This is a genomic window from Bradyrhizobium sp. URHA0013, assembly GCF_000518345.1.
GTDB lineage: Bacteria > Pseudomonadota > Alphaproteobacteria > Rhizobiales > Xanthobacteraceae > Bradyrhizobium.
The window spans coordinates 1,763,307-1,779,936 of the sequence record NZ_KI912426.1 but is presented as its reverse complement, the minus strand read 5'-3'; the positions used below and the strand labels follow the sequence as shown (position 1 = coordinate 1,779,936).

The 16,630-nt window shown below is 64.3% G+C and carries 23 protein-coding genes and 1 tRNA gene; 13 read left to right on the top strand and 11 right to left on the bottom strand.

Features of this window, described 5'->3' with window-relative positions; translation table 11 throughout:
• The first annotated feature begins 80 nt into the window (after positions 1-80).
• Positions 81-533, top strand: a complete 453-nt coding sequence (locus N551_RS0129085; protein ID WP_027517781.1) for a VOC family protein — start codon at positions 81-83, stop codon at positions 531-533.
• Between the two features lie 310 nt (positions 534-843).
• Positions 844-1,482: a glutathione S-transferase family protein gene (locus tag N551_RS0129075; protein ID WP_027569921.1), complete on the top strand. Its 639-nt coding sequence runs from the start codon at positions 844-846 to the stop codon at positions 1,480-1,482.
• Positions 1,483-1,591: 109 nt separating this feature from the next.
• On the opposite strand, the gene N551_RS38445 is transcribed toward N551_RS0129075, so the two are convergent.
• Genes N551_RS38445 through N551_RS0129060 form a run of 3 tightly spaced genes read right to left on the bottom strand, consistent with a single transcriptional unit; the run spans position 1,592 to position 2,322 of the window.
• Positions 1,592-1,759 (bottom strand): hypothetical protein, encoded by a 168-nt coding sequence (locus N551_RS38445; RefSeq protein ID WP_155809976.1) that lies wholly within the window; start codon positions 1,757-1,759, stop codon positions 1,592-1,594.
• Positions 1,760-1,764: 5 nt separating this feature from the next.
• On the bottom strand, positions 1,765-2,010 hold the full coding sequence (locus N551_RS0129065; RefSeq protein ID WP_027569920.1) for a hypothetical protein: 246 nt from the start codon (positions 2,008-2,010) through the stop codon (positions 1,765-1,767).
• A 57-nt stretch (positions 2,011-2,067) separates the two neighbouring features.
• A complete protein-coding gene (locus N551_RS0129060) occupies positions 2,068-2,322 on the bottom strand; it encodes a PilZ domain-containing protein (RefSeq protein WP_027569919.1) in 255 nt (84 codons plus the stop codon).
• Positions 2,323-2,546: 224 nt separating this feature from the next.
• On the opposite strand from N551_RS0129060, the gene N551_RS0129055 reads away from it, so the two are divergent.
• The 7 genes from N551_RS0129055 to N551_RS0129020 all read left to right on the top strand — a co-directional run bounded on the left by N551_RS0129055 (position 2,547) and on the right by N551_RS0129020 (position 8,118).
• Positions 2,547-2,621, top strand: a tRNA-Glu gene (locus tag N551_RS0129055).
• Between the two features lie 103 nt (positions 2,622-2,724).
• Positions 2,725-3,372: a hypothetical protein gene (locus N551_RS0129050; protein WP_027569918.1), complete on the top strand. Its 648-nt coding sequence runs from the start codon at positions 2,725-2,727 to the stop codon at positions 3,370-3,372.
• A 165-nt stretch (positions 3,373-3,537) separates the two neighbouring features.
• Positions 3,538-4,164, top strand: a complete 627-nt coding sequence (locus tag N551_RS0129045; RefSeq protein ID WP_027569917.1) for a pilus assembly protein PilZ — start codon at positions 3,538-3,540, stop codon at positions 4,162-4,164.
• 104 nt (positions 4,165-4,268) lie between these two features.
• Positions 4,269-4,526 (top strand): hypothetical protein, encoded by a 258-nt coding sequence (locus N551_RS0129040; RefSeq protein WP_027569916.1) that lies wholly within the window; start codon positions 4,269-4,271, stop codon positions 4,524-4,526.
• Positions 4,527-5,103: 577 nt separating this feature from the next.
• Positions 5,104-6,144, top strand: coding sequence for a PrsW family glutamic-type intramembrane protease (locus N551_RS0129030; protein ID WP_027569915.1), 1,041 nt, complete (start codon positions 5,104-5,106; stop codon positions 6,142-6,144).
• Positions 6,145-6,218: 74 nt separating this feature from the next.
• Entirely contained in the window at positions 6,219-6,797 is a 579-nt protein-coding gene (locus N551_RS0129025) for an HdeD family acid-resistance protein (protein ID WP_027569914.1), read from the top strand.
• Between the two features lie 235 nt (positions 6,798-7,032).
• Positions 7,033-8,118: a 3-deoxy-7-phosphoheptulonate synthase gene (locus N551_RS0129020; protein WP_027569913.1), complete on the top strand. Its 1,086-nt coding sequence runs from the start codon at positions 7,033-7,035 to the stop codon at positions 8,116-8,118.
• 55 nt (positions 8,119-8,173) lie between these two features.
• Here N551_RS0129020 and N551_RS0129015 read toward each other — a convergent pair whose 3' ends face one another.
• Genes N551_RS0129015 through epmA form a run of 3 tightly spaced genes read right to left on the bottom strand, consistent with a single transcriptional unit; the run spans position 8,174 to position 10,611 of the window.
• Positions 8,174-8,425: a hypothetical protein gene (locus N551_RS0129015; RefSeq protein WP_027569912.1), complete on the bottom strand. Its 252-nt coding sequence runs from the start codon at positions 8,423-8,425 to the stop codon at positions 8,174-8,176.
• Between the two features lie 30 nt (positions 8,426-8,455).
• A complete protein-coding gene (locus N551_RS0129010; RefSeq protein WP_027569911.1) occupies positions 8,456-9,550 on the bottom strand; it encodes a lysine-2,3-aminomutase-like protein in 1,095 nt (364 codons plus the stop codon).
• Positions 9,547-10,611, bottom strand: coding sequence for an EF-P lysine aminoacylase EpmA (epmA, locus tag N551_RS0129005; RefSeq protein WP_027569910.1), 1,065 nt, complete (start codon positions 10,609-10,611; stop codon positions 9,547-9,549). Before epmA ends, N551_RS0129010 begins: the two co-directional genes overlap by 4 nt.
• Positions 10,612-10,773: 162 nt before the next feature.
• Between epmA and efp the strand changes: the two genes are divergently transcribed.
• The 3 genes from efp to N551_RS0128990 all read left to right on the top strand — a co-directional run bounded on the left by efp (position 10,774) and on the right by N551_RS0128990 (position 14,057).
• Complete coding sequence (gene efp, locus N551_RS0129000) at positions 10,774-11,340, top strand: elongation factor P (RefSeq protein ID WP_027569909.1); 567 nt, start codon at positions 10,774-10,776, stop codon at positions 11,338-11,340.
• Between the two features lie 23 nt (positions 11,341-11,363).
• Positions 11,364-12,986: a peptidoglycan DD-metalloendopeptidase family protein gene (locus tag N551_RS0128995; protein WP_027569908.1), complete on the top strand. Its 1,623-nt coding sequence runs from the start codon at positions 11,364-11,366 to the stop codon at positions 12,984-12,986.
• A gap of 84 nt (positions 12,987-13,070) precedes the next feature.
• Positions 13,071-14,057 (top strand): DUF808 domain-containing protein, encoded by a 987-nt coding sequence (locus tag N551_RS0128990; RefSeq protein WP_027569907.1) that lies wholly within the window; start codon positions 13,071-13,073, stop codon positions 14,055-14,057.
• 30 nt (positions 14,058-14,087) lie between these two features.
• Here the strand turns inward: N551_RS0128990 and N551_RS0128985 are convergent, their stop codons facing one another.
• The gene (locus N551_RS0128985; RefSeq protein ID WP_027569906.1) at positions 14,088-14,591 is read right to left on the bottom strand and encodes a cupin domain-containing protein; all 504 of its coding nucleotides are present in this window, start codon (positions 14,589-14,591) and stop codon (positions 14,088-14,090) included.
• A 21-nt stretch (positions 14,592-14,612) separates the two neighbouring features.
• A complete protein-coding gene (locus N551_RS0128980; RefSeq protein WP_027569905.1) occupies positions 14,613-15,092 on the bottom strand; it encodes a carboxymuconolactone decarboxylase family protein in 480 nt (159 codons plus the stop codon).
• Positions 15,093-15,146: 54 nt separating this feature from the next.
• Here N551_RS0128980 and N551_RS0128975 point away from each other — a divergent pair, with 54 nt between their 5' ends.
• Positions 15,147-15,671 (top strand): MarR family winged helix-turn-helix transcriptional regulator, encoded by a 525-nt coding sequence (locus N551_RS0128975; RefSeq protein WP_027569904.1) that lies wholly within the window; start codon positions 15,147-15,149, stop codon positions 15,669-15,671.
• Between the two features lie 28 nt (positions 15,672-15,699).
• On the opposite strand, the gene N551_RS39065 is transcribed toward N551_RS0128975, so the two are convergent.
• From N551_RS39065 to N551_RS0128960, 3 genes are all read right to left on the bottom strand, one after another.
• The gene (locus N551_RS39065; RefSeq protein WP_197031198.1) at positions 15,700-15,876 is read right to left on the bottom strand and encodes a hypothetical protein; all 177 of its coding nucleotides are present in this window, start codon (positions 15,874-15,876) and stop codon (positions 15,700-15,702) included.
• A gap of 85 nt (positions 15,877-15,961) precedes the next feature.
• On the bottom strand, positions 15,962-16,213 hold the full coding sequence (locus tag N551_RS0128965; protein ID WP_027569903.1) for a hypothetical protein: 252 nt from the start codon (positions 16,211-16,213) through the stop codon (positions 15,962-15,964).
• Between the two features lie 72 nt (positions 16,214-16,285).
• The gene (locus N551_RS0128960; RefSeq protein WP_027517762.1) at positions 16,286-16,546 is read right to left on the bottom strand and encodes a hypothetical protein; all 261 of its coding nucleotides are present in this window, start codon (positions 16,544-16,546) and stop codon (positions 16,286-16,288) included.
• Between the last annotated feature and the right edge of the window lie 84 nt (positions 16,547-16,630).

Below are 16,630 nucleotides of genomic sequence, written 5' to 3'. Positions count from 1 at the left end.
CCTCGGATTTTCCTGCTATCTCCTACTCCCTTCGGCTCGGCCGAACCAAAAACCCTCCATCCACCCAGGGAGCAACAACCATGCGATACCTCCACACCATGCTGCGCGTGCGCAATCTCGATGTCGCGCTGAAGTTTTACCAGGATGCGCTGGGGCTGAAGGAGGTGCGGCGGATCGAGAACGACAAGGGGCGTTTCACGTTGGTGTTCCTGTGCTCGTCGGACGATCTCGAGGCGCTGAAGAAGCAGCCGCAGACGCGCGGCGCGCCGCTGGTCGAGCTCACCTGGAATTGGGACGAGGAAAAATACGGCGAGGACCGCTTCTTCGGCCATCTCGCCTATGAGGTCGACGATATCTACGCCACCTGCGAGAAGCTGATGAAGGCCGGCGTCACAATCAACCGGCCGCCGCGCGACGGCAACATGGCCTTCGTCCGCTCGCCCGATCTGCACTCGATCGAGATCTTGCAGAAGGGCGATCCGAAGCCGCCGCAGGAGCCGTGGTCGTCGATGCCCAACATCGGCCATTGGTAACGCTTTCGCGGTTGGAACAACCCCTTGCCGCCGGCGTTCTCTCCTCGACAATGCAATTGGAGGAGGATGCAATGGGACGAGGACTATTGTTGTGGATGGTGGGCGTGCCGATTCCGGTGATCATTCTGCTGTGGCTGTTCTTCGGCCGCTGATCCGCCTGACCAGCTTGACCTTGCAATGAAAGCTCCGCCTCGGGCGGGGCTTTTTGCATGCGGAGCTTTTGCATGAGGGGCTCGCCGCAATCGCGGATCGCTCGCGACGGCGGATTCCGCTATCACCTCCGACACCGAAAACGCCTGGGGAGGATGACGTGCCGGACCAAAAACTGACGATCTGGGGCCGCGCCAATTCGGTCAACGTGCAGAAGGTGCTGTGGTGCCTCACCGAGCTCGGCCTGGCTTACGAGCGCATCGACGCCGGCATGGCTTTCGGCAAGACCCGCGAGGCCGACTATCTCGCGATGAACCCCAATGCGCGGATCCCGACGCTGGTCGAGGGCGATTTCACGCTGTGGGAATCCAATTCGATCATGCGCTATCTCTGCCTCGCGCACGGGCGCGGCACGCCGATCTATCCCGAGGCGCCGAAGCTGCGCGCCAGCGTTGACCGCTGGCTCGACTGGACGCTGTCGATGGTGCAGCCGGTCGACCGCCCGGTGTTCTGGGGCCTCGTGCGCACGCCGCCCGCCGAGCGCGACATGATCCAGTTGCAGAAGGATGCGGATGCCGCCGCCGAGGTCTGGGCCATCGCCGACCGTCTGCTCTCCACGCGTCCGTTCATGGACGGCGATGCGTTCACCCTCGCCGATATCGCGATCGGCGCCTATGCGCGGCGCTGGCTCGGCGTCGAGGGCATCACCCGGCCCGCGCAGCCGCATCTGACGCGCTGGCTCGCCGATCTCGGCAAACGGCCCGGTTTTGCGCAATTTGTGGCACCGCCGATGTCGTGAGCGGTGATGCGGCTTAACCCTCGTTGAGAGCACGATGAATCGGCACTTCGCCGCGTGCCGCCAAGAGGTGGCGGCTACTGTGCATGGGGTTGTTTTCGCGTTTTTTTGTTTAGGGCCAACCGCGCTCGAAAAGCAGCACGCAGAAAATCAGCACGAGCGTCACGGCCGCGGTGGCGAGCCGCGCGGTCCAGCTCAGGCCGCGGCCGATCCACCACAGCAGCGCGCAATACATCACGAACGGGACGATGATTTCGGGCCGCATGATATCCGGTGGCATCGAGGTCAGCGCCTGATCGTGGTCTCGACGCTGATCGAGCCGCCGATCTTGACGCAGGTGCCGGTGCTCTCGACCAGATGGAAGCCGCGGCCATAGGCGGCGCAGGAACCCGCTTTCGCGCTCCCGCCGGCACCCTTGAGCGGCAAGGCCTTGCCGGTCTGCGGGCGCTCCGGAGGCGGCAGATGCAAAGCTTCCGCCGCGGCCGCGGACATGGTCAGCAACGAGATCAGGATGAGGAGCGGCGCACGCATGCGGGCCGTTCTAACCCGAACCGGCGCCGCGCGCCATCGAGGTCACTTTGCCCGGGGTCAGATGAACTTGATGCCGGCCGATTTGCCGCGGCGCCACACCACCTGGCAGCTCCGCCCGGTCCGCGCATCGCGCGCGAACGCCATCCGGATCACCCCCGGAAGCTGGCCCGCATCCTCGTCCAGCGTGATCTTGGCGCCCGTGGCGGAGATGTCCTGGACCAGGCATTGCCGCGCCGCGAATCCGCCCTCGAGCGTGATCCAGGCATGCTGCGACAGCGACTTGCGGGCTGCGCGCTTCTTGGGCGGTGGCATCGGCTCAAATTCTCCCCCTCCAGCGCTAGCTCAGGGAACCTAAGAAACCGTTGAATTCGCCCCCGAATGATCCGGGGAGGATGCTATCCACCGGTGCCAAAAGACCGTTCCCGAACGGCTTGCCCAAGGCGCCAAAGGCCATTATAGGTTCGCCCGCTGCAGCCGCCGGGCATGACTCGGGCGGCCAGCGGCCGTGCCGCGAAAAGCGGCGGGGCCCTGGGTTTGCTCCCTTCGTCTATCGGTTAGGACGCCACCCTTTCACGGTGGAGAGAGCGGTTCGATTCCGCTAGGGAGCGCCATTATCCGGGCGTTTTGGATGACGCGGCGATATCTGCGGCCCCCGCATGAACCTCCCTGCCCCTCGGCTCCGACCAATGTCCAGATGGAACCGGATGCAGGCCCATGGCGCAGCATAAATCTCCCTCGGACGACCAGGCCGGAATTGCCTCGCCGGCGCCGCCGCCATGGATCCACCGCACGGCAGCCTACGCGCCGGAGCGCCGCGCTAGAATGCTCGAGCACATGGCGCGCGCCAGGTCGCTGCCTCGGGCCACGGCTGCACCGGAGCCGTCGCAGGCGGCCGGCACGACCATCGTCAGTGACGCTTTCGGCTACGCCGTCCTGTTCGGCATGGTCGCGCTCCTGTTTCAGTCGCGCGTCCCGCTCTACCTCGGCGCCTTCCTCTTCTTCACCGATGGCGAGCGCATCGAACTCGCTCTTGGAAAGATCGGCATCCGTCTCGAGCCCGGCACGATCGGGCCCGACATCATCAAGGGCTTCGTATCGCTGTTCGGATGGTTCGCGCTGCTGGCATCGCTGAAGGCGTCCGTTCCCGCGTGGCTCGCGGCATGGATGCTGCCGGATGCATCATGGTCCTTCCTCGCCGGCATCGCTCTCTTGTTCGTCATCGTCGAAGCATTCGCAACGCGCGCGATGCGGCATGCATTGCCGTGGTTCGGATTTGAGCGCGGACCCGGCAGCCAGACCTGCGCGACGATCAAGCTCGTCATGGCCATTGGCGTGCTGGCTCTGCTGGTGCTGCTCGGATGACGCAATCGTGAGATCGCGGGCCTGCTAATCGCGGCGCTATGCCGCCCATCCCGATCCGCGCGTTTACCAAAAATTTACCCCTGCTCGTGAGCGCCGGTATCATTTGCTTAGAATTTGATTGCTACCGTGGAATTACGGAAAACCTCCGCAACACGATTGGCGCCCATGTCCGTCGCAGAGTTCCTCAGACAGCGTGCCGTGCAAGTCACCGTGAGCGGCAGCTACTCTCTGCCGCGCTGGTACGATTGCGAGGGCAAGCTGCGCACCTTCGCGTGCCGCACCAGCCGCGTCTCACCGTTCCGCATGATGGTCGACGTTCCCGTGGTCGGAAAGGTCGGCGAGCGCGTGACCTCATACTTCCAAGATTTTGGCGAATTCCAGTGCACCATCAGCGCGACGCTGAAATCGGGCTTCCTGATGGAGCTCGACATGACGCGAGCCCGGCGCGCCTGGATGTCGGAAAAGCTGACCTGGCTCGAGAAGAAGCAGAAGGACGCCAGCGTCCAGGAGCTGCGGAATGACGCGCGCTTCGTTCCGCAGGTCGCGCACACCTTCTTGACGCTCGCCGACGGCAGCACCCATGCCTGCTTCATCATCGACGTCTCCACGGCCGGTGTTGCGATATCCTGCGAGTACGATCCGCCAGTGGGAACTCCGCTCGCGGTCGGCGCTTGCGTCGGGCGCGTGATCCGCAAATTCGAAAACGGGTTCGCGGTCAAATTCGCGGAAAAGCAGTCGCGGGATGACGTCGTCCGGCTGATCGTCCGCACGCCCATGCTGCAATCGGCCTGATCCTCGCGCCGCGCCGCCCTATCGCAGCCCCATTCCGGGGTCAGCTTTTAAAGGTCCACGGCTCTTGCCAGGCATCATCTGCAGACTTGCGATCGGGGGACCGAATGGCAGTCGAGAAAATCACAGTCGAAAAGATCACCTGGGACAGGGTCGGCCGGGTCACCGAGCCCGGACGCTACATGTACACCTTCGGCTGGCTCACCATCACCGCCGGCGATCTCGACATCTGGAAGCAATACCCGCAGGCCGCGTTCACGCTGATGGCGCAGCATTCCGAGCCGGACGCGTCCATCGGCGAGGAATTCCATCTCGGCGCCTTCGACGTCGCGCCCGACGCACCGCCGCCGTTCACCACGCATTGAGTCAAAGCGGGCTTGGGAGCGGCGGCCCTTGCAGATAGCACAGGCCGCGGCGGGAACGCGTGGCACGGGCGTTGCTTTATCATTGCCATGACTCCCATCCCCACTCACATCCCTGCCGTCGACCAGGCCTTTCTGCTGTTGCTCATCGTGCTCTGTCTCGGCACGTTCCTCATACGCGCCTTTTGGGAGCTGGAGCAGATCCGGACACGCCGGATCTCGTCACCCTCTCGTGCGACGAAGCGTGACTAGGCCGGCTTGCCAAGCCATGCCTCGCCCGGAGGGGCTATCCCGGCTCTGGACTTGCCTCGGCGACCCGTTCATCGTGAATCGAAGAAACCTGCACATTGCCTTGATCTAACTTACCAATCGCGATCCGACGACGGGCGCGCGACCGTTGTCAGGGATGACGAGGTGGTTCTGTCATGCGATTGATTGCACTCCATATTCTACACTTCGGCGACCGTCTTGATGAACGCAGGCTGTCACGCTTGTTAAGAGACGCGACAGCAAGCGCATGACAGAAGGTCGCATTGGACGATGTGGATAAGCGGATCAAGGGAACCTATTTTCGGCGCCGATGTACCTGATTGAAGCGTTACCCACCGTCATCGGAACGGCCGCCATTGCCCCGGCGCTGCTGATGCTGTGGCTTGTCATCGCCGCCGAGGAACGCCCGGGACCGCCGGCCCAGGTCTGGACCGCGTTCCTGCTCGGCGCGGCCAGCATTTCGCTGCTGGGCCTGGCCCGCGCCCCTTTCGCCAAAATGGTCGCGGCCCCGGACAACCCGTGGGCGGCGCTGGCCATGCATTCGATCTTCGGCGTCGCGCTGCCGGAGGAAGCGGTCAAGGTGATCGCCATCGTGCTGGTCGCCTCGACCAAGCGGCGGACCTTCGCCAATCCGATGGACACCGTGGTCTATGGCGCCGCGGTCGGCCTGGGCTTCGCCGCCTACGAGAACCTCGCCTATCTCGTCCAGCACGCCGAAATGTGGCGCTCGCTGGCCGCCTTGCGCAGCGTGCTGACGGTGCCGTTCCACGGCGCGCTCGGCATTATCGCCGGCGCCTATCTGACTATCGCGCGCGCCGGCACGGCGCTGGGTGCGAACCGCCATCATCGCGACTGGGCCCGTCTCTCCAGCCGCCTGCTGATCTTCGCAGGCCCGCTCGCCCTGCATTCGGCGTTCGACTTCCCCCTGCTCACACTCCAGCGCATGCCGGATCTCGATCCGACGCTGCGGATGTGGCTGGGCGGCGCGAGCCTGCTGATCGGCTTCAGCTCGATCGCCTTCGCCATCCGACTGGTACGGCGCGTCGCGCGCCATCATGCACCCCGAACCGACGTCGCGCGGGAGCGCCTCAGCCAGCTCCGCCGGATGTGGGCGCTGCTGCTGGCCGGTGGCGGCGTCGGCTTTCTCGGGCTCGCCTTCGTGCTGACCTCGATCCATCACTGGCTCATCAACCCCGAGCGCAATCTGACGCTGGCCCTGATCCCGATCGGCCTGGTCTCGATCCTGCTCGGCCTCGCACTTCTGATCGTCACGACCGCGATCTATGTTCTCGGCCGCAACCGCATCCGCACCAGCGGCGAAGGTTTTTCGTCGGCGCACGGCGGCGGCTGAACCGCGGGATGGCAAGCGCGGTGTGCGCGTACTAGACTAGATCGAGCACACACGTCTCGATCCGGAGCCTGCCCATGACATCGCCTGAGGATCTTTCCCGGCTGCAATCCGCCTTGAGCCGGAGGGTCAAGGCGCATTGGAAGGCCTTCCTGTTCGAAGGCATCCTGCTTTCCGTGCTCGGCGTAGCCGCGCTGATCCTGCCGCCGCTCGCAAGCCTTGCGATTGCGATCTTCCTGGGCTGGATGTTCTTGATCAGCGGCATCGGCGGATTGATCGCCACCTATTGGGCACGCAGCACGCCGGGCTTCTGGTGGTCGCTGATCTCGGCCGCGCTCGCCGTGCTCGCAGGCATGCTGCTGCTGGCGCGGCCGATGCAGGCCGTGCTGACGCTGACCATCGTGCTCGGCGCCTATTTCCTCGCCGAAGGCGTCGCCACCATCATGTACGCACTGGAGCATCGTCGCGAGCCGGGCGGCCGCTGGTCGTGGCTCCTGATCTCGGGCCTCGTCGACATCGCGATCTCGTTCATGGTGATCACGGGATTGCCGAGCTCGGCGGAATGGGCGATCGGCATCCTCGTCGGGATCAACCTGCTGTTCGGCGGCGCCACGCTGATCGGCATGGCGCTGGCGGCACGCAAAAGCAACAGTTGAGGCGCCCGTGGCCGTCACGTCCATTCGGGGGGTGACAAGCCGCCGCCCCCGCGCTATATGACTGGCCATGATCACCGCCACCACCAGCTTCTATTGGTATTTTAGCTACGACAGCTCGCTGGCGGTGGGAGGATCACGCTCAATCTGACAAATTGCAGCATCTAGTCCGAACAAGCCGCCAGACCTGGCGGCTTTTTTATTGGCCGGCAGGTTCTCAAAATGACAGGAGCCCGCCGTGCTGAGCACGACCGACGATCTTCGTATCCGCGAACTGAAAGAGCTGAGCACGCCCGAAGAGGTGATGCGGGAAGTCCCACGCACGCTCACGGCGACGCGCGTGGTGATGGCGGCACGCAACGCCATCCATGCAATCCTCAATGGCCAGGACGACCGGCTTCTGGTCGTGGTCGGCCCGTGCTCGGTGCATGATCCCAGGGCCGCACTCGACTACGCCGAGCACCTCGCGAGCTTGCGCGAAGAGCTTGCCGACCAGCTCGAGATCGTGATGCGGGTCTATTTCGAGAAGCCGCGGACCACGGTCGGCTGGAAAGGCCTGATCAACGATCCTGATCTGGACGGCAGCTTCGACATCAACAAGGGCCTGCGTCTGGCGCGCAACGTGCTCTCGGCGGTGAATAATCTCGGCCTGCCCGCCGGCACCGAATTCCTCGACATGACCACGCCGCAATACATTGCGGACCTCGTGTCCTGGGCCGCGATCGGCGCGCGCACGACCGAAAGCCAGATCCATCGCGAGCTGGCCTCGGGGCTCTCCTGCCCGGTCGGGTTCAAGAACGGCACCGACGGCAATGTGCGCATCGCGGCGGACGCGGTGAAGTCGGCCTCGAATCCCCATCATTTCATGGCGGTGACCAAGCTCGGCCGCTCGGCGATCGCCTCAACCGCGGGCAACGAGGATTGTCACATCATCCTGCGCGGCGGCAGCACGCCGAATTACGATGCGGCGAGCGTCGCAGCGGCCTGCAACGATCTGGCGAAAGCGAACGTCGCACCGCTCGTGATGGTCGATGCGAGCCACGCCAATTCGAGCAAGAAGCCGGAAAACCAGCCGCGTGTGACAGCCGACATCGCCGGCCAGATTTCCGGCGGCGAGAACCGCATCATGGGGGTGATGGTCGAGAGCAATCTGGTCGCCGGGCGCCAGGACGTGGTGCCGAGCAAGCCGCTCACCTATGGCCAGAGCATCACGGACGGATGCATCGACTGGGCGACCACGGCAACCGTGCTCAAGCAGCTCGCTGACGCGGTCGAGATCCGGCGCAACACCAAGCGCGCTGGGCTGCACGAGCGCTCCGCCTGACCGAACGATCGCGGGCGGGGTGAGGCTGTCGCACCCTGCCCGCTTTCCACGGCGCCTAGCAGCCGCGGCAGATGCTCTTGATCTTCTTGTCGAGCGCCTGATTTTCCTTGCTGAGGGGATCGTTCGGGTCGCTCAGGTTCTTCTCGTTTGGCACGTCGCCGACGCGCGGCTGCCGATGGCCCACGGGCGCAGGCGGCAAAGAACCCGCCGATTGTCCCGAGGTCGTCGATCCCTTGCTTCCCGTCTGCGCGAAGCCGGCGCTGCCGAACACCGTCAGAAGCGACAGTGCCAAAATGATGCTTCTCATTTTACCTCTCCATTTCTCAAGCCGGCATCTTCAGGTCTCGGGCGGATAGACATGAATGTCGCCGCAATAATCCACGATACGATAGCGCGTTTCCGATGCCGCATCACCCGCATCAGGTGCGGTATTTTGCATCGGCACCAAGTAATTCGGCCCCACCGGCGACTTGCCGGCGCCGCCGGGAATGTCGATGACATAGTCGGGCTGACACAGTCCGGACACCCGTCCGCGCAGCTGCCGCATCAAATCCTGCCCCTCGGCGAGCGTCGTTCGCAGATGCGCCGTGCCGGGCGCGAGATCGCCGTGATGCAGATAATAGGGCTTGATCCGGCATTCGACGAAAGCTCGCATCAAATCCGACAGAGCGGTCAAATTGTCATTGACGCCGCGCAAAAGCACGGACTGGCTTACCATGGGGATTCCGGCATCGACCAGCCGCGCGCAGGCGGCACGCGCCGGCCCTGTCAGTTCGCGCGCATGGTTGGCATGCAGCGCTACCCAGGTGGTGGCGCCTTCGGCCTTGAGCGCCGCGACCATCTCGTCACTGATGCGCGCGGGATCGGCCACCGGCACGCGGGTATGAAGGCGGATGATCTTAACGTGATCGATGTCGGCAAGATCCGCCATGATCTCGCTCATCCGCCGCGGCGACAACATCAGGGGATCGCCCCCGGTCAGGATCACCTCCCAGATCTCGCCGTGCGAGCGGATGTAGTCGATCGCCGCGCGATAGGCGGCGTCCGAGAGCGCGTTCTCCTTGCCGGGTCCGACCATCTCGCGGCGGAAGCAGAAGCGGCAGTAGACCGCACAGACGTGAACGAGCTTGAACAGCACGCGGTCGGGATAGCGATGCACGATCCCGGGAACCGGCGAGTGCGGATGATCGCCGATTGGATCTGCGTTCTCGCCCGGTTGCATCTCCAGCTCCGCGGCCGTCGGAACAAATTGCCGCGCGATGGGATCGTCGGGATCGGACCTGTCGATCAGATCGACCAGCGCGGGGGTGATCGCAACTGCGTAGCGCGCGGCAACACGTTCGAGCGCCGGCAGCGCTTCGGCTGATACCAGCTGCTCGGCCACAAGTTCGGCCGGCTCGCGCAATGTGCGCGCAAGATTGCTCTTCATCATGTCTCGCTTAACGTTTCATTTGCAGGCGGCGTCCAGACCACCTGATCAATTCGCGATGCGCCGCTCGCCAGCATCACCAGCCGGTCGAAGCCGAGCGCGACGCCGCTTGCCTCCGGCATGGCCGCGACCGCGTCCAGAAAGTCCTCGTCCAGCGGATAGGCTTCGCCGTAGCGGCGTTGCTTCTCCGCCATGGATTGCGTGAAGCGCTTGCGCTGCTCCTCGGCGTCCGTCAGTTCGCCAAAGCCGTTGGCGAGCTCGACACCGCAGGCATAGACCTCGAACCGTTCGGCAACGCGAGGATCGCCCGCCTTCAAGCGCGCCAGTGCCGCCTCTGGAGATGGGTATTCGAACAGAATGGTCAAACGCCCATGCCCCAGATGCGGCTCGACATGCTCCACCAGGACCTTGCTGAAGATGTCGGACCAGGTGTCATCCTCGGCGACGCGGACCTTGCCGGCAGCGGCCCGGGCGAGCGAGGCGCGGTCGCCCTCGCCGCCGGAAATGGTCGCAAGCAGGTCGATTCTCGCAAGCTGCTCGAAGGCGCCGGCCACCGTTACGAGCTCCGGCTCGGCGAAGGGATCGGCGGTCCGGCCGCGGAAGGCGAACGTGCCGATACCGGTCGCCTGGGCCGCGCGGGCGATGAGGACGACGCAATCGGCCATGATGGCGTCATAGGGGGCGTCTGCCCGGTACCATTCGAGCATGGTGAATTCGGGCAAATGCAGGTCGCCGCGCTCGCGGTCCCGGAACACCCGGGCGAACTCGAAAAGCCGGGTCTCTCCGGCCGCCAGCAGCTTCTTGCAGGCGAATTCCGGCGAAGTCCGCAAATATCGGCTCACATGGCTGCCGTCGGGTCGCATGATCTCGGTCCGGGGGGCATGCAGATGGGTTTCGTTGCCCGGAGAGATCTGGAGAACGGAGGTTTCGACCTCGATGAAGCCCTGCTCGGCGAAAAATCCCCGTAGAGCCCCTGTGATGGCCCCCCTGGCCTGAAGGAACGGCCGGCGGTCGAGATGCCGCGAGGGGGACCAGAACGGCGACATCGGCTTGTCCCCAGCCATTAGCCGACTGCTCCGTTGGCCAGCAAAACGCTGGCATCCAACGGCAAAACCAGTATGTTGCGGCCCGAAACGGGTGCCGCGGTCTGATTTGGGGCCCCAGGTCCCCCATCAATTTGACCACCTCCTGGCCCGAGCCGGGCCAAGCAAGCAGGAAATACAGCTTTGAGAGTCATCGCCAGTTCTATTCGCAAGGGCAACGTGATCGAGCAAGACGGCAAGCTATATGTCGTCGTGACCGCCGAGAACATCCATCCCGGCAAGGGCACCCCGGTCAGCCAGATCGAGATGCGCCGAATCTCGGACGGGGTAAAGATCTCCGAGCGCTACAAGACCACCGACCAGGTCGAGAAGGCCACGATCGAAGAACGCAACTTCACCTATCTCTATGAAGACGGTGATGGTTTCCACTTCATGAACCCTGAAACCTATGACCAGGTCCAGGTGTCGAAGGACGTCATCGGCGACGCCGCGGCCTATCTTCAGGAGAGCATGACGGTCAAATTGTCGACGCACGACGTCAATGTGGTGTCGATCGCGTTGCCGCAGCGCGTGACGCTCGAAGTGGTCGAGACCGAGCCCGTGACCAAGGGCCAGACCGCCTCCTCGTCCTACAAGCCCGCGATTTTGTCCAACGGCGTGCGCACCACCGTGCCGCCGCACATCGCCGTCGGCACCCGAATCGTCGTGATGACCGAAGACGGCTCCTACTCCGAGCGCGCCAAGGACTGACGGGGCCAAAGCGAGCGCAACAGGTGCCGCCGGGGGGCGAGACAGTGGTTGGGAAAAGTTTCCGCTTCGTCTCGCAACTTCTGGCGTCGCTTTCGCTCTTCATTGCCTCTCCGCTTGCCGCGGATGAGTTCCGCAGCCCCTCGCTCACGGCGCTGCGCGTCGATTGGCGCGCGGCGCTCGACCAGCTCCGCACCGAAATCAACGCCCATCCCCGGGCCGCGGACGACTTCATCTTCGCCCCCCGTCGTTCGGTGCCGCGCTATGATTCCCGCGCAATGCCGGCGCTGGTGCAGCTCAATGCGATCTCCTCGCAATTCTTCACCGGCATCGCCCGGAGCTCCGTGCCCGTGCTGCTGCCGTTCGACGCTGCCGCGTATTTCGAAGCACGGCGCAATGGCGCGCCGGCGACCCTCGCGCTGTCGCGCTACCAGGCCGACTTCAATTCCGTCGACATGTTCGATGCCGGGCCCGCCGGCTACAGCGCGACCTTTTCGTTCGAGCCTGGTACCGGAGACGGCATGCCGAGCCGAGTCTTCGCAAGGCCGGTCGAGGTGCAGATTACGGGTTCGGCGCTCGTCTATGACATTGCCGATCCCTCGGGCGGCAAGGGCGAGCCGGTCAAACCGCTCGCGGCGCTCTACCCGGACTTGCGCAAGTTCATCCGGGAAGGCTATGTACGCTACGCTTTCACCCGTTTCGGCGTCACCTATGTGGTGTCGATACAATGCCTCGACAGCGTCGCAAAACCGCGGCGGCTTGCCTGCAAGGAGGCCTATCCGGTCGCCGAACGCTTCCTGAAGGCGCTGCGCGTGGCCGGCGGCCAGCGCATGCGGCCGCTGACGGACGTCGCTTCCAACATTCTCGATCGTCCCGGGGCACGTTCCCCGGACTTCACCTACCGGCCGAGCGGCGACATCATCCCGAACACCGGCTATCGCAAGCAGGGCGGCCATCCCGACGTGATGGCCTACGCACAGATCCGCTTTCCTCTCGAGAAGGCGCCCGCGTTCGTACACTCGCAATCCTATGCCAAGCGCGACAAGATGGAGAGCACGACCGCCTATCCCTGGCGCGACAATTTCTGCGAGTCCCGCAGTTTCGAGGTCTGGCAATGCGGCGGCGGTTATGGCCATCAGGGCGAGGACATCCGCGCGGCTGAGTGCCCACCGCCCGGTGAAGGCCGCCAAGCCTGTGATCCCAAGCAGCGCGCCGTCGTCGCCGTGCGCGATGCGAGGGTCATACGCGCTTCCAAGGACCAGGCAGTGACGCTGCAAATCAACAGCCGGAGCGAGCACATCCGTTTCCGCTACATGCATATGAACCCGCAGGCACTGAACGCCGATGGCCTGCTCAATGGCCGCATCGTATCGGAGGGCGAGAAGATCGGCGTGGTCTCGAATTATCTCGACCATCCCGCCGGCACCTCGATGCACCTGCATTTCGACGTACAGGTGTTCACTCGGGACGGCTGGATCTGGGTCAGTCCCTACGTCACGCTGGTCTCCGCCTATGAGCGCCTGATCCGCGCCCGCGGCCGCGAGGTCGGCCCGGAGATCGCCGGCACGCCGCAGCCCGTGGCGCATGCGCTGCCGGAGGACGTGCTCAAGCCGGACCTGCGCGAGGGATCGGGCGGCGACGAGAACTGACGGCTTGCTCCTTCCATTGCCAGGCAGTGCAACAACGTGTTTGTCGCACACACCGCCCGCTGGAAGGCCGAAGGAACTGGGTTGATGAGTGTCGGACTGATTGGTCTTCTCGACGATATCGCAGCGATCGCAAAGGTGGCGGCAGCCTCGCTCGACGATGTCGCGGGCCAAACGGCCAAGGCGGGAGCAAAGGCGGCTGGCGTGGTCATCGATGACGCAGCCGTCACGCCCAACTACGTGATCGGCTTTGCCTCGAAACGCGAACTGCCGATCGTAGGCAAGATTGCGGTTGGGTCGCTCCGCAACAAATTGCTGATCCTGCTGCCCATCGCTTTGTTGCTTGGTTATTTCCTTCCCGCCGCAGTCACGCCGCTGCTTATGCTGGGCGGCGCCTTTCTCTGCTACGAGGGTGCCGAGAAGGTGCTCGAGGCCGTGATGCCGCATCATGCGCACGACCACGAAGCTCAGCCCCAGCCGATTGCGTTGAATGCCAGGTCGGTCGAGGACGAGAAGGTCGCGAGCGCCATCAAGACGGATTTCATCCTGTCAGCGGAGATCATGGCAATCACGTTGGCAGCCGTCCCGGCGGGCAGCATCTGGACGCAGGCGCTCGTGCTGGCCCTCGTCGCCATTTTCATCACAGTTGGTGTCTACGGCGTGGTCGCCCTGATCGTGAAGGCGGACGATGTCGGCCTGGCCCTTGCGCGGTATAGCGGCGCCTCAGTCATTGGCGGCGCAATCCGCTTGCTTGGACGTGCGCTCGTCCGCGGCATGCCGGCCTTCCTTGCGGTGCTGAGCACCATCGGCACCGCCGCCATGATCTGGGTCGGCGGCGGCATCATCCTGCACGGCATCGAACAATACGGCCCACCAGTGATCGGTCATACGGTCCATGCCGCCGCCGAGGCCGCCGCGCATTTCCTTCCCTCCATTGCCGGCATCGTCGAATGGTCGGTCGAGGCAGCCATCTCGGGCGTCGTTGGCCTCCTTGTCGGGGCGGTTGCGATACCGGCCGTCACATACGGTCTTTCACCGCTATGGAAACGTCTGAAGCGATCGCAGCCGACCTGAACAAAAGCGACTTCGGACTGTGAGTGCCAGTTATTCCAACAGCGTCGTGAGTTGCGCGCCCTCGTCCGCCACGAACACCGCGATCAATTCCGCCGGCTCCGTGGTGCTCGCATTGGCCGAGACCAGATGGGTCGAGCCGGGCGGCTCGAAGAAGGACTGGCCGACGCCGAACGTTTCGACCGGGCCGCCGCCGAGCTGGGAGCGGATCTCGCCCTTGGTGATGTAGGCGGTGACGGATCCCGCGTGACGATGCGGCCGCGAGAACCCGCCGGGACCGTAGAACACGCGCACGATGGTGACGCGTTTGCCCGGTACGTTCGGCAGCGCGTAGGAGCCAATCGGTTCGACCTTGTCGAGCGGCGAGCTTTCGGCAGCTGTGGCGCAGAGCGGCGAGAGTGCGCCGGATATGGTGTCCATCGTTACCGGCAGCGCCTTGCCAATCCCAAGCGCGCAGGCGAGCCCGCCGATAACGGCGATCGCCATCGAGCGCGATGGCAACGGGCGCGGGGTGGTGGGCAGACTCATCGTTGTCATCATGATCTCCCTTGGTTGCAATCAGGATGCCGCCGCATTCGCTGCGACCGGCCGCTTCGCCGGCGTCCAGCGAAACGCCGCACCAAAACGGTTCCAGACGTTGATCGAGGCGACCGCCGAGGTCAGGTATGTCAGCTCGGTCTCCGAGAATTCACGGCTCGCCTCGGCGTACACGTCTTCGCCGACTCCGTCGGGCAGGCAGGTCAGCGCCTCGGTCCACGCCAGCGCGGCACGTTCCCGCGCGGAAAAGATCGGCGCCTCGCGCCAGACCACGACCAAATTGAGCTTGTCCACAGGGACGCCGATCCGCTCCGAAAGCAGGATGTGATGCTGCAGGCAGAAGGCGCAGCCGTTGATCTGCGATGCCCGCAGCTTGACCAGTTCGAGAAGCTGCTTGTCGAGGCCGGCCTTGGCCGCGACCTGGCCGAGCGCCAGCACCAGCTCATACGCGTCGGGCGCGATCCTCTTGAAATCCTCGTATTCGCTGCGGGCGTGTGACATTGCCGTTCACCTCGTGGTATTGTAAGAGCGCTGACACATTATAAGAGCACTTACATGACGCGCAAGCCACCTGATATCACGAGATCGCAACCGCGGCGGCAGGCAGCCACGGCCACCCCGGCGGTGCGCGTCCCAGCCCCAGGGGAAGGCAAGCGCGGCGAGCAAGGCTATCTCGGCTATCTGCTGCGCCAGGCCCACGCCGCAGTCCGTCTGACGATGGAGCGGTCGCTGGCCGATCTCGGTGTCACCTCTCCGCAATTCGCGGTGCTGACCATGCTCAATGCTTATCCGGGACTGTCAGGGGCCGACGTTGCCCGCCTCACCTTTCTGACGCCCCAGACCGTCGGCGTCATCATCCGCAATCTTGAACGTGACGGTGCGATTGTGATGACGCCCCATCCCGTCCACGGCCGCATCCAGCAATGGAAGCTGACGCCGCGCGGCACGACGCTTTTGAAGGCGTGCCGGGAACGGGTGATTGCGTTGGAGAAGCGCCTGGCCGCCGGGCTCGACGCCAAGGCCGAAGCAAGCATTCGCCGCTGGCTCGCAGGCATCGCAGCCGATTTGCAGGAGGACTAGGCGAAGCGCGTTCGGCCGCTGACCAGCCCTAGTCGCCTCCTCCGTCGCCGCAGCCGCCACCGTCCGAATCCGAAAAGTCACTGACTGCGCCGTCGCCTTGAATACCGCGCCCAAAGTTCTCCGCGAGGATCATCAGGATGACGACGAACAACTCGGCCCCGAACGGCCAGGGATTGGCGCGGATAATGTCGAACAGCTCCTGCATTCACGCATTATGCGCAGACGGAGGCAAACCGACCGTAAAGTGACAGGCTCAAAATTGGGGATATCCGACCTGTTGCAGGCGCGCCCTACCCGCCCTTCAACACTTTCTTAACCTCGCCATCAGGCCAGGTCTCGCCCGCTGCGATCACCCGGACGCGGCCTTGATCGGCGTCATTCACCAGCTCATGCGAACTCACCCGCTCGCCGCTTCGCTCCAGGTGCAGATCGGTTTCGGGCTCCCAGCTCAGCGTGGTGGCGAGATCGCCGGGAAAGATCTGCCATTGCGATCCGTCGTCCAGTTCGACGACATGGCTCTCCGCGTGCGCGCGTATCTTCATTCCACCCCGAATTCTCGATGAACGGACCGCGAGCGACGGAGGGCCCCGGCGATCGGCCGGGGCCCCACTCCATCAGTCGTTGTCGTGATGAATCACGGTCTTGCTGCGATTGCCGAATTCATCTTCCTTCTTGATCACCGTGGTGCGGTCGGCGGGCTCGCGCTCCCTAATGACGGTGGTGCGGTCGCGATCGCGGTCCCGCTCACGATATTCGTGAGACTGTCCGACGGTCACACCGGCACCGACCGGACCGACGTGAACGCCGACTTCGTCGGCCAACGCAGGCGCGGCGATGGCGGTGACCATGGCGGCGGCAAACAGATATTTCCTCATCTTCTCCTCCTCAAACGTGATGCTGGGGGAATGCGGGAGTGCGACAGTTTGTTCCGGGGAACGCGGGCCCGCGTCTGTTCCTGC

Excerpts from the sequence above, each read along its gene's own strand:
- N551_RS0129085 (WP_027517781.1), top strand. The coding sequence starts at position 81 with ATGCGATACCTCCACACCATGCTGCGCGTGCGCAATCTCGATGTCGCG.
- N551_RS38445 (WP_155809976.1), bottom strand. The coding sequence starts at position 1,759 with ATGCCACCGGATATCATGCGGCCCGAAATCATCGTCCCGTTCGTGATG.
- N551_RS0129065 (WP_027569920.1), bottom strand. The coding sequence starts at position 2,010 with ATGCGTGCGCCGCTCCTCATCCTGATCTCGTTGCTGACCATGTCCGCG.
- N551_RS0129060 (WP_027569919.1), bottom strand. The coding sequence starts at position 2,322 with ATGCCACCGCCCAAGAAGCGCGCAGCCCGCAAGTCGCTGTCGCAGCAT.
- N551_RS0129050 (WP_027569918.1), top strand. The coding sequence starts at position 2,725 with ATGGCGCAGCATAAATCTCCCTCGGACGACCAGGCCGGAATTGCCTCG.
- N551_RS0129045 (WP_027569917.1), top strand. The coding sequence starts at position 3,538 with ATGTCCGTCGCAGAGTTCCTCAGACAGCGTGCCGTGCAAGTCACCGTG.
- N551_RS0129040 (WP_027569916.1), top strand. The coding sequence starts at position 4,269 with ATGGCAGTCGAGAAAATCACAGTCGAAAAGATCACCTGGGACAGGGTC.
- N551_RS0129030 (WP_027569915.1), top strand. The coding sequence starts at position 5,104 with ATGTACCTGATTGAAGCGTTACCCACCGTCATCGGAACGGCCGCCATT.
- N551_RS0129025 (WP_027569914.1), top strand. The coding sequence starts at position 6,219 with ATGACATCGCCTGAGGATCTTTCCCGGCTGCAATCCGCCTTGAGCCGG.
- N551_RS0129015 (WP_027569912.1), bottom strand. The coding sequence starts at position 8,425 with ATGAGAAGCATCATTTTGGCACTGTCGCTTCTGACGGTGTTCGGCAGC.
- N551_RS0129010 (WP_027569911.1), bottom strand. The coding sequence starts at position 9,550 with ATGATGAAGAGCAATCTTGCGCGCACATTGCGCGAGCCGGCCGAACTT.
- epmA (WP_027569910.1), bottom strand. The coding sequence starts at position 10,611 with ATGGCTGGGGACAAGCCGATGTCGCCGTTCTGGTCCCCCTCGCGGCAT.
- N551_RS0128990 (WP_027569907.1), top strand. The coding sequence starts at position 13,071 with ATGAGTGTCGGACTGATTGGTCTTCTCGACGATATCGCAGCGATCGCA.
- N551_RS0128985 (WP_027569906.1), bottom strand. The coding sequence starts at position 14,591 with ATGACAACGATGAGTCTGCCCACCACCCCGCGCCCGTTGCCATCGCGC.
- N551_RS0128980 (WP_027569905.1), bottom strand. The coding sequence starts at position 15,092 with ATGTCACACGCCCGCAGCGAATACGAGGATTTCAAGAGGATCGCGCCC.
- N551_RS0128975 (WP_027569904.1), top strand. The coding sequence starts at position 15,147 with ATGACGCGCAAGCCACCTGATATCACGAGATCGCAACCGCGGCGGCAG.
- N551_RS39065 (WP_197031198.1), bottom strand. The coding sequence starts at position 15,876 with ATGCAGGAGCTGTTCGACATTATCCGCGCCAATCCCTGGCCGTTCGGG.
- N551_RS0128965 (WP_027569903.1), bottom strand. The coding sequence starts at position 16,213 with ATGAAGATACGCGCGCACGCGGAGAGCCATGTCGTCGAACTGGACGAC.
- N551_RS0128960 (WP_027517762.1), bottom strand. The coding sequence starts at position 16,546 with ATGAGGAAATATCTGTTTGCCGCCGCCATGGTCACCGCCATCGCCGCG.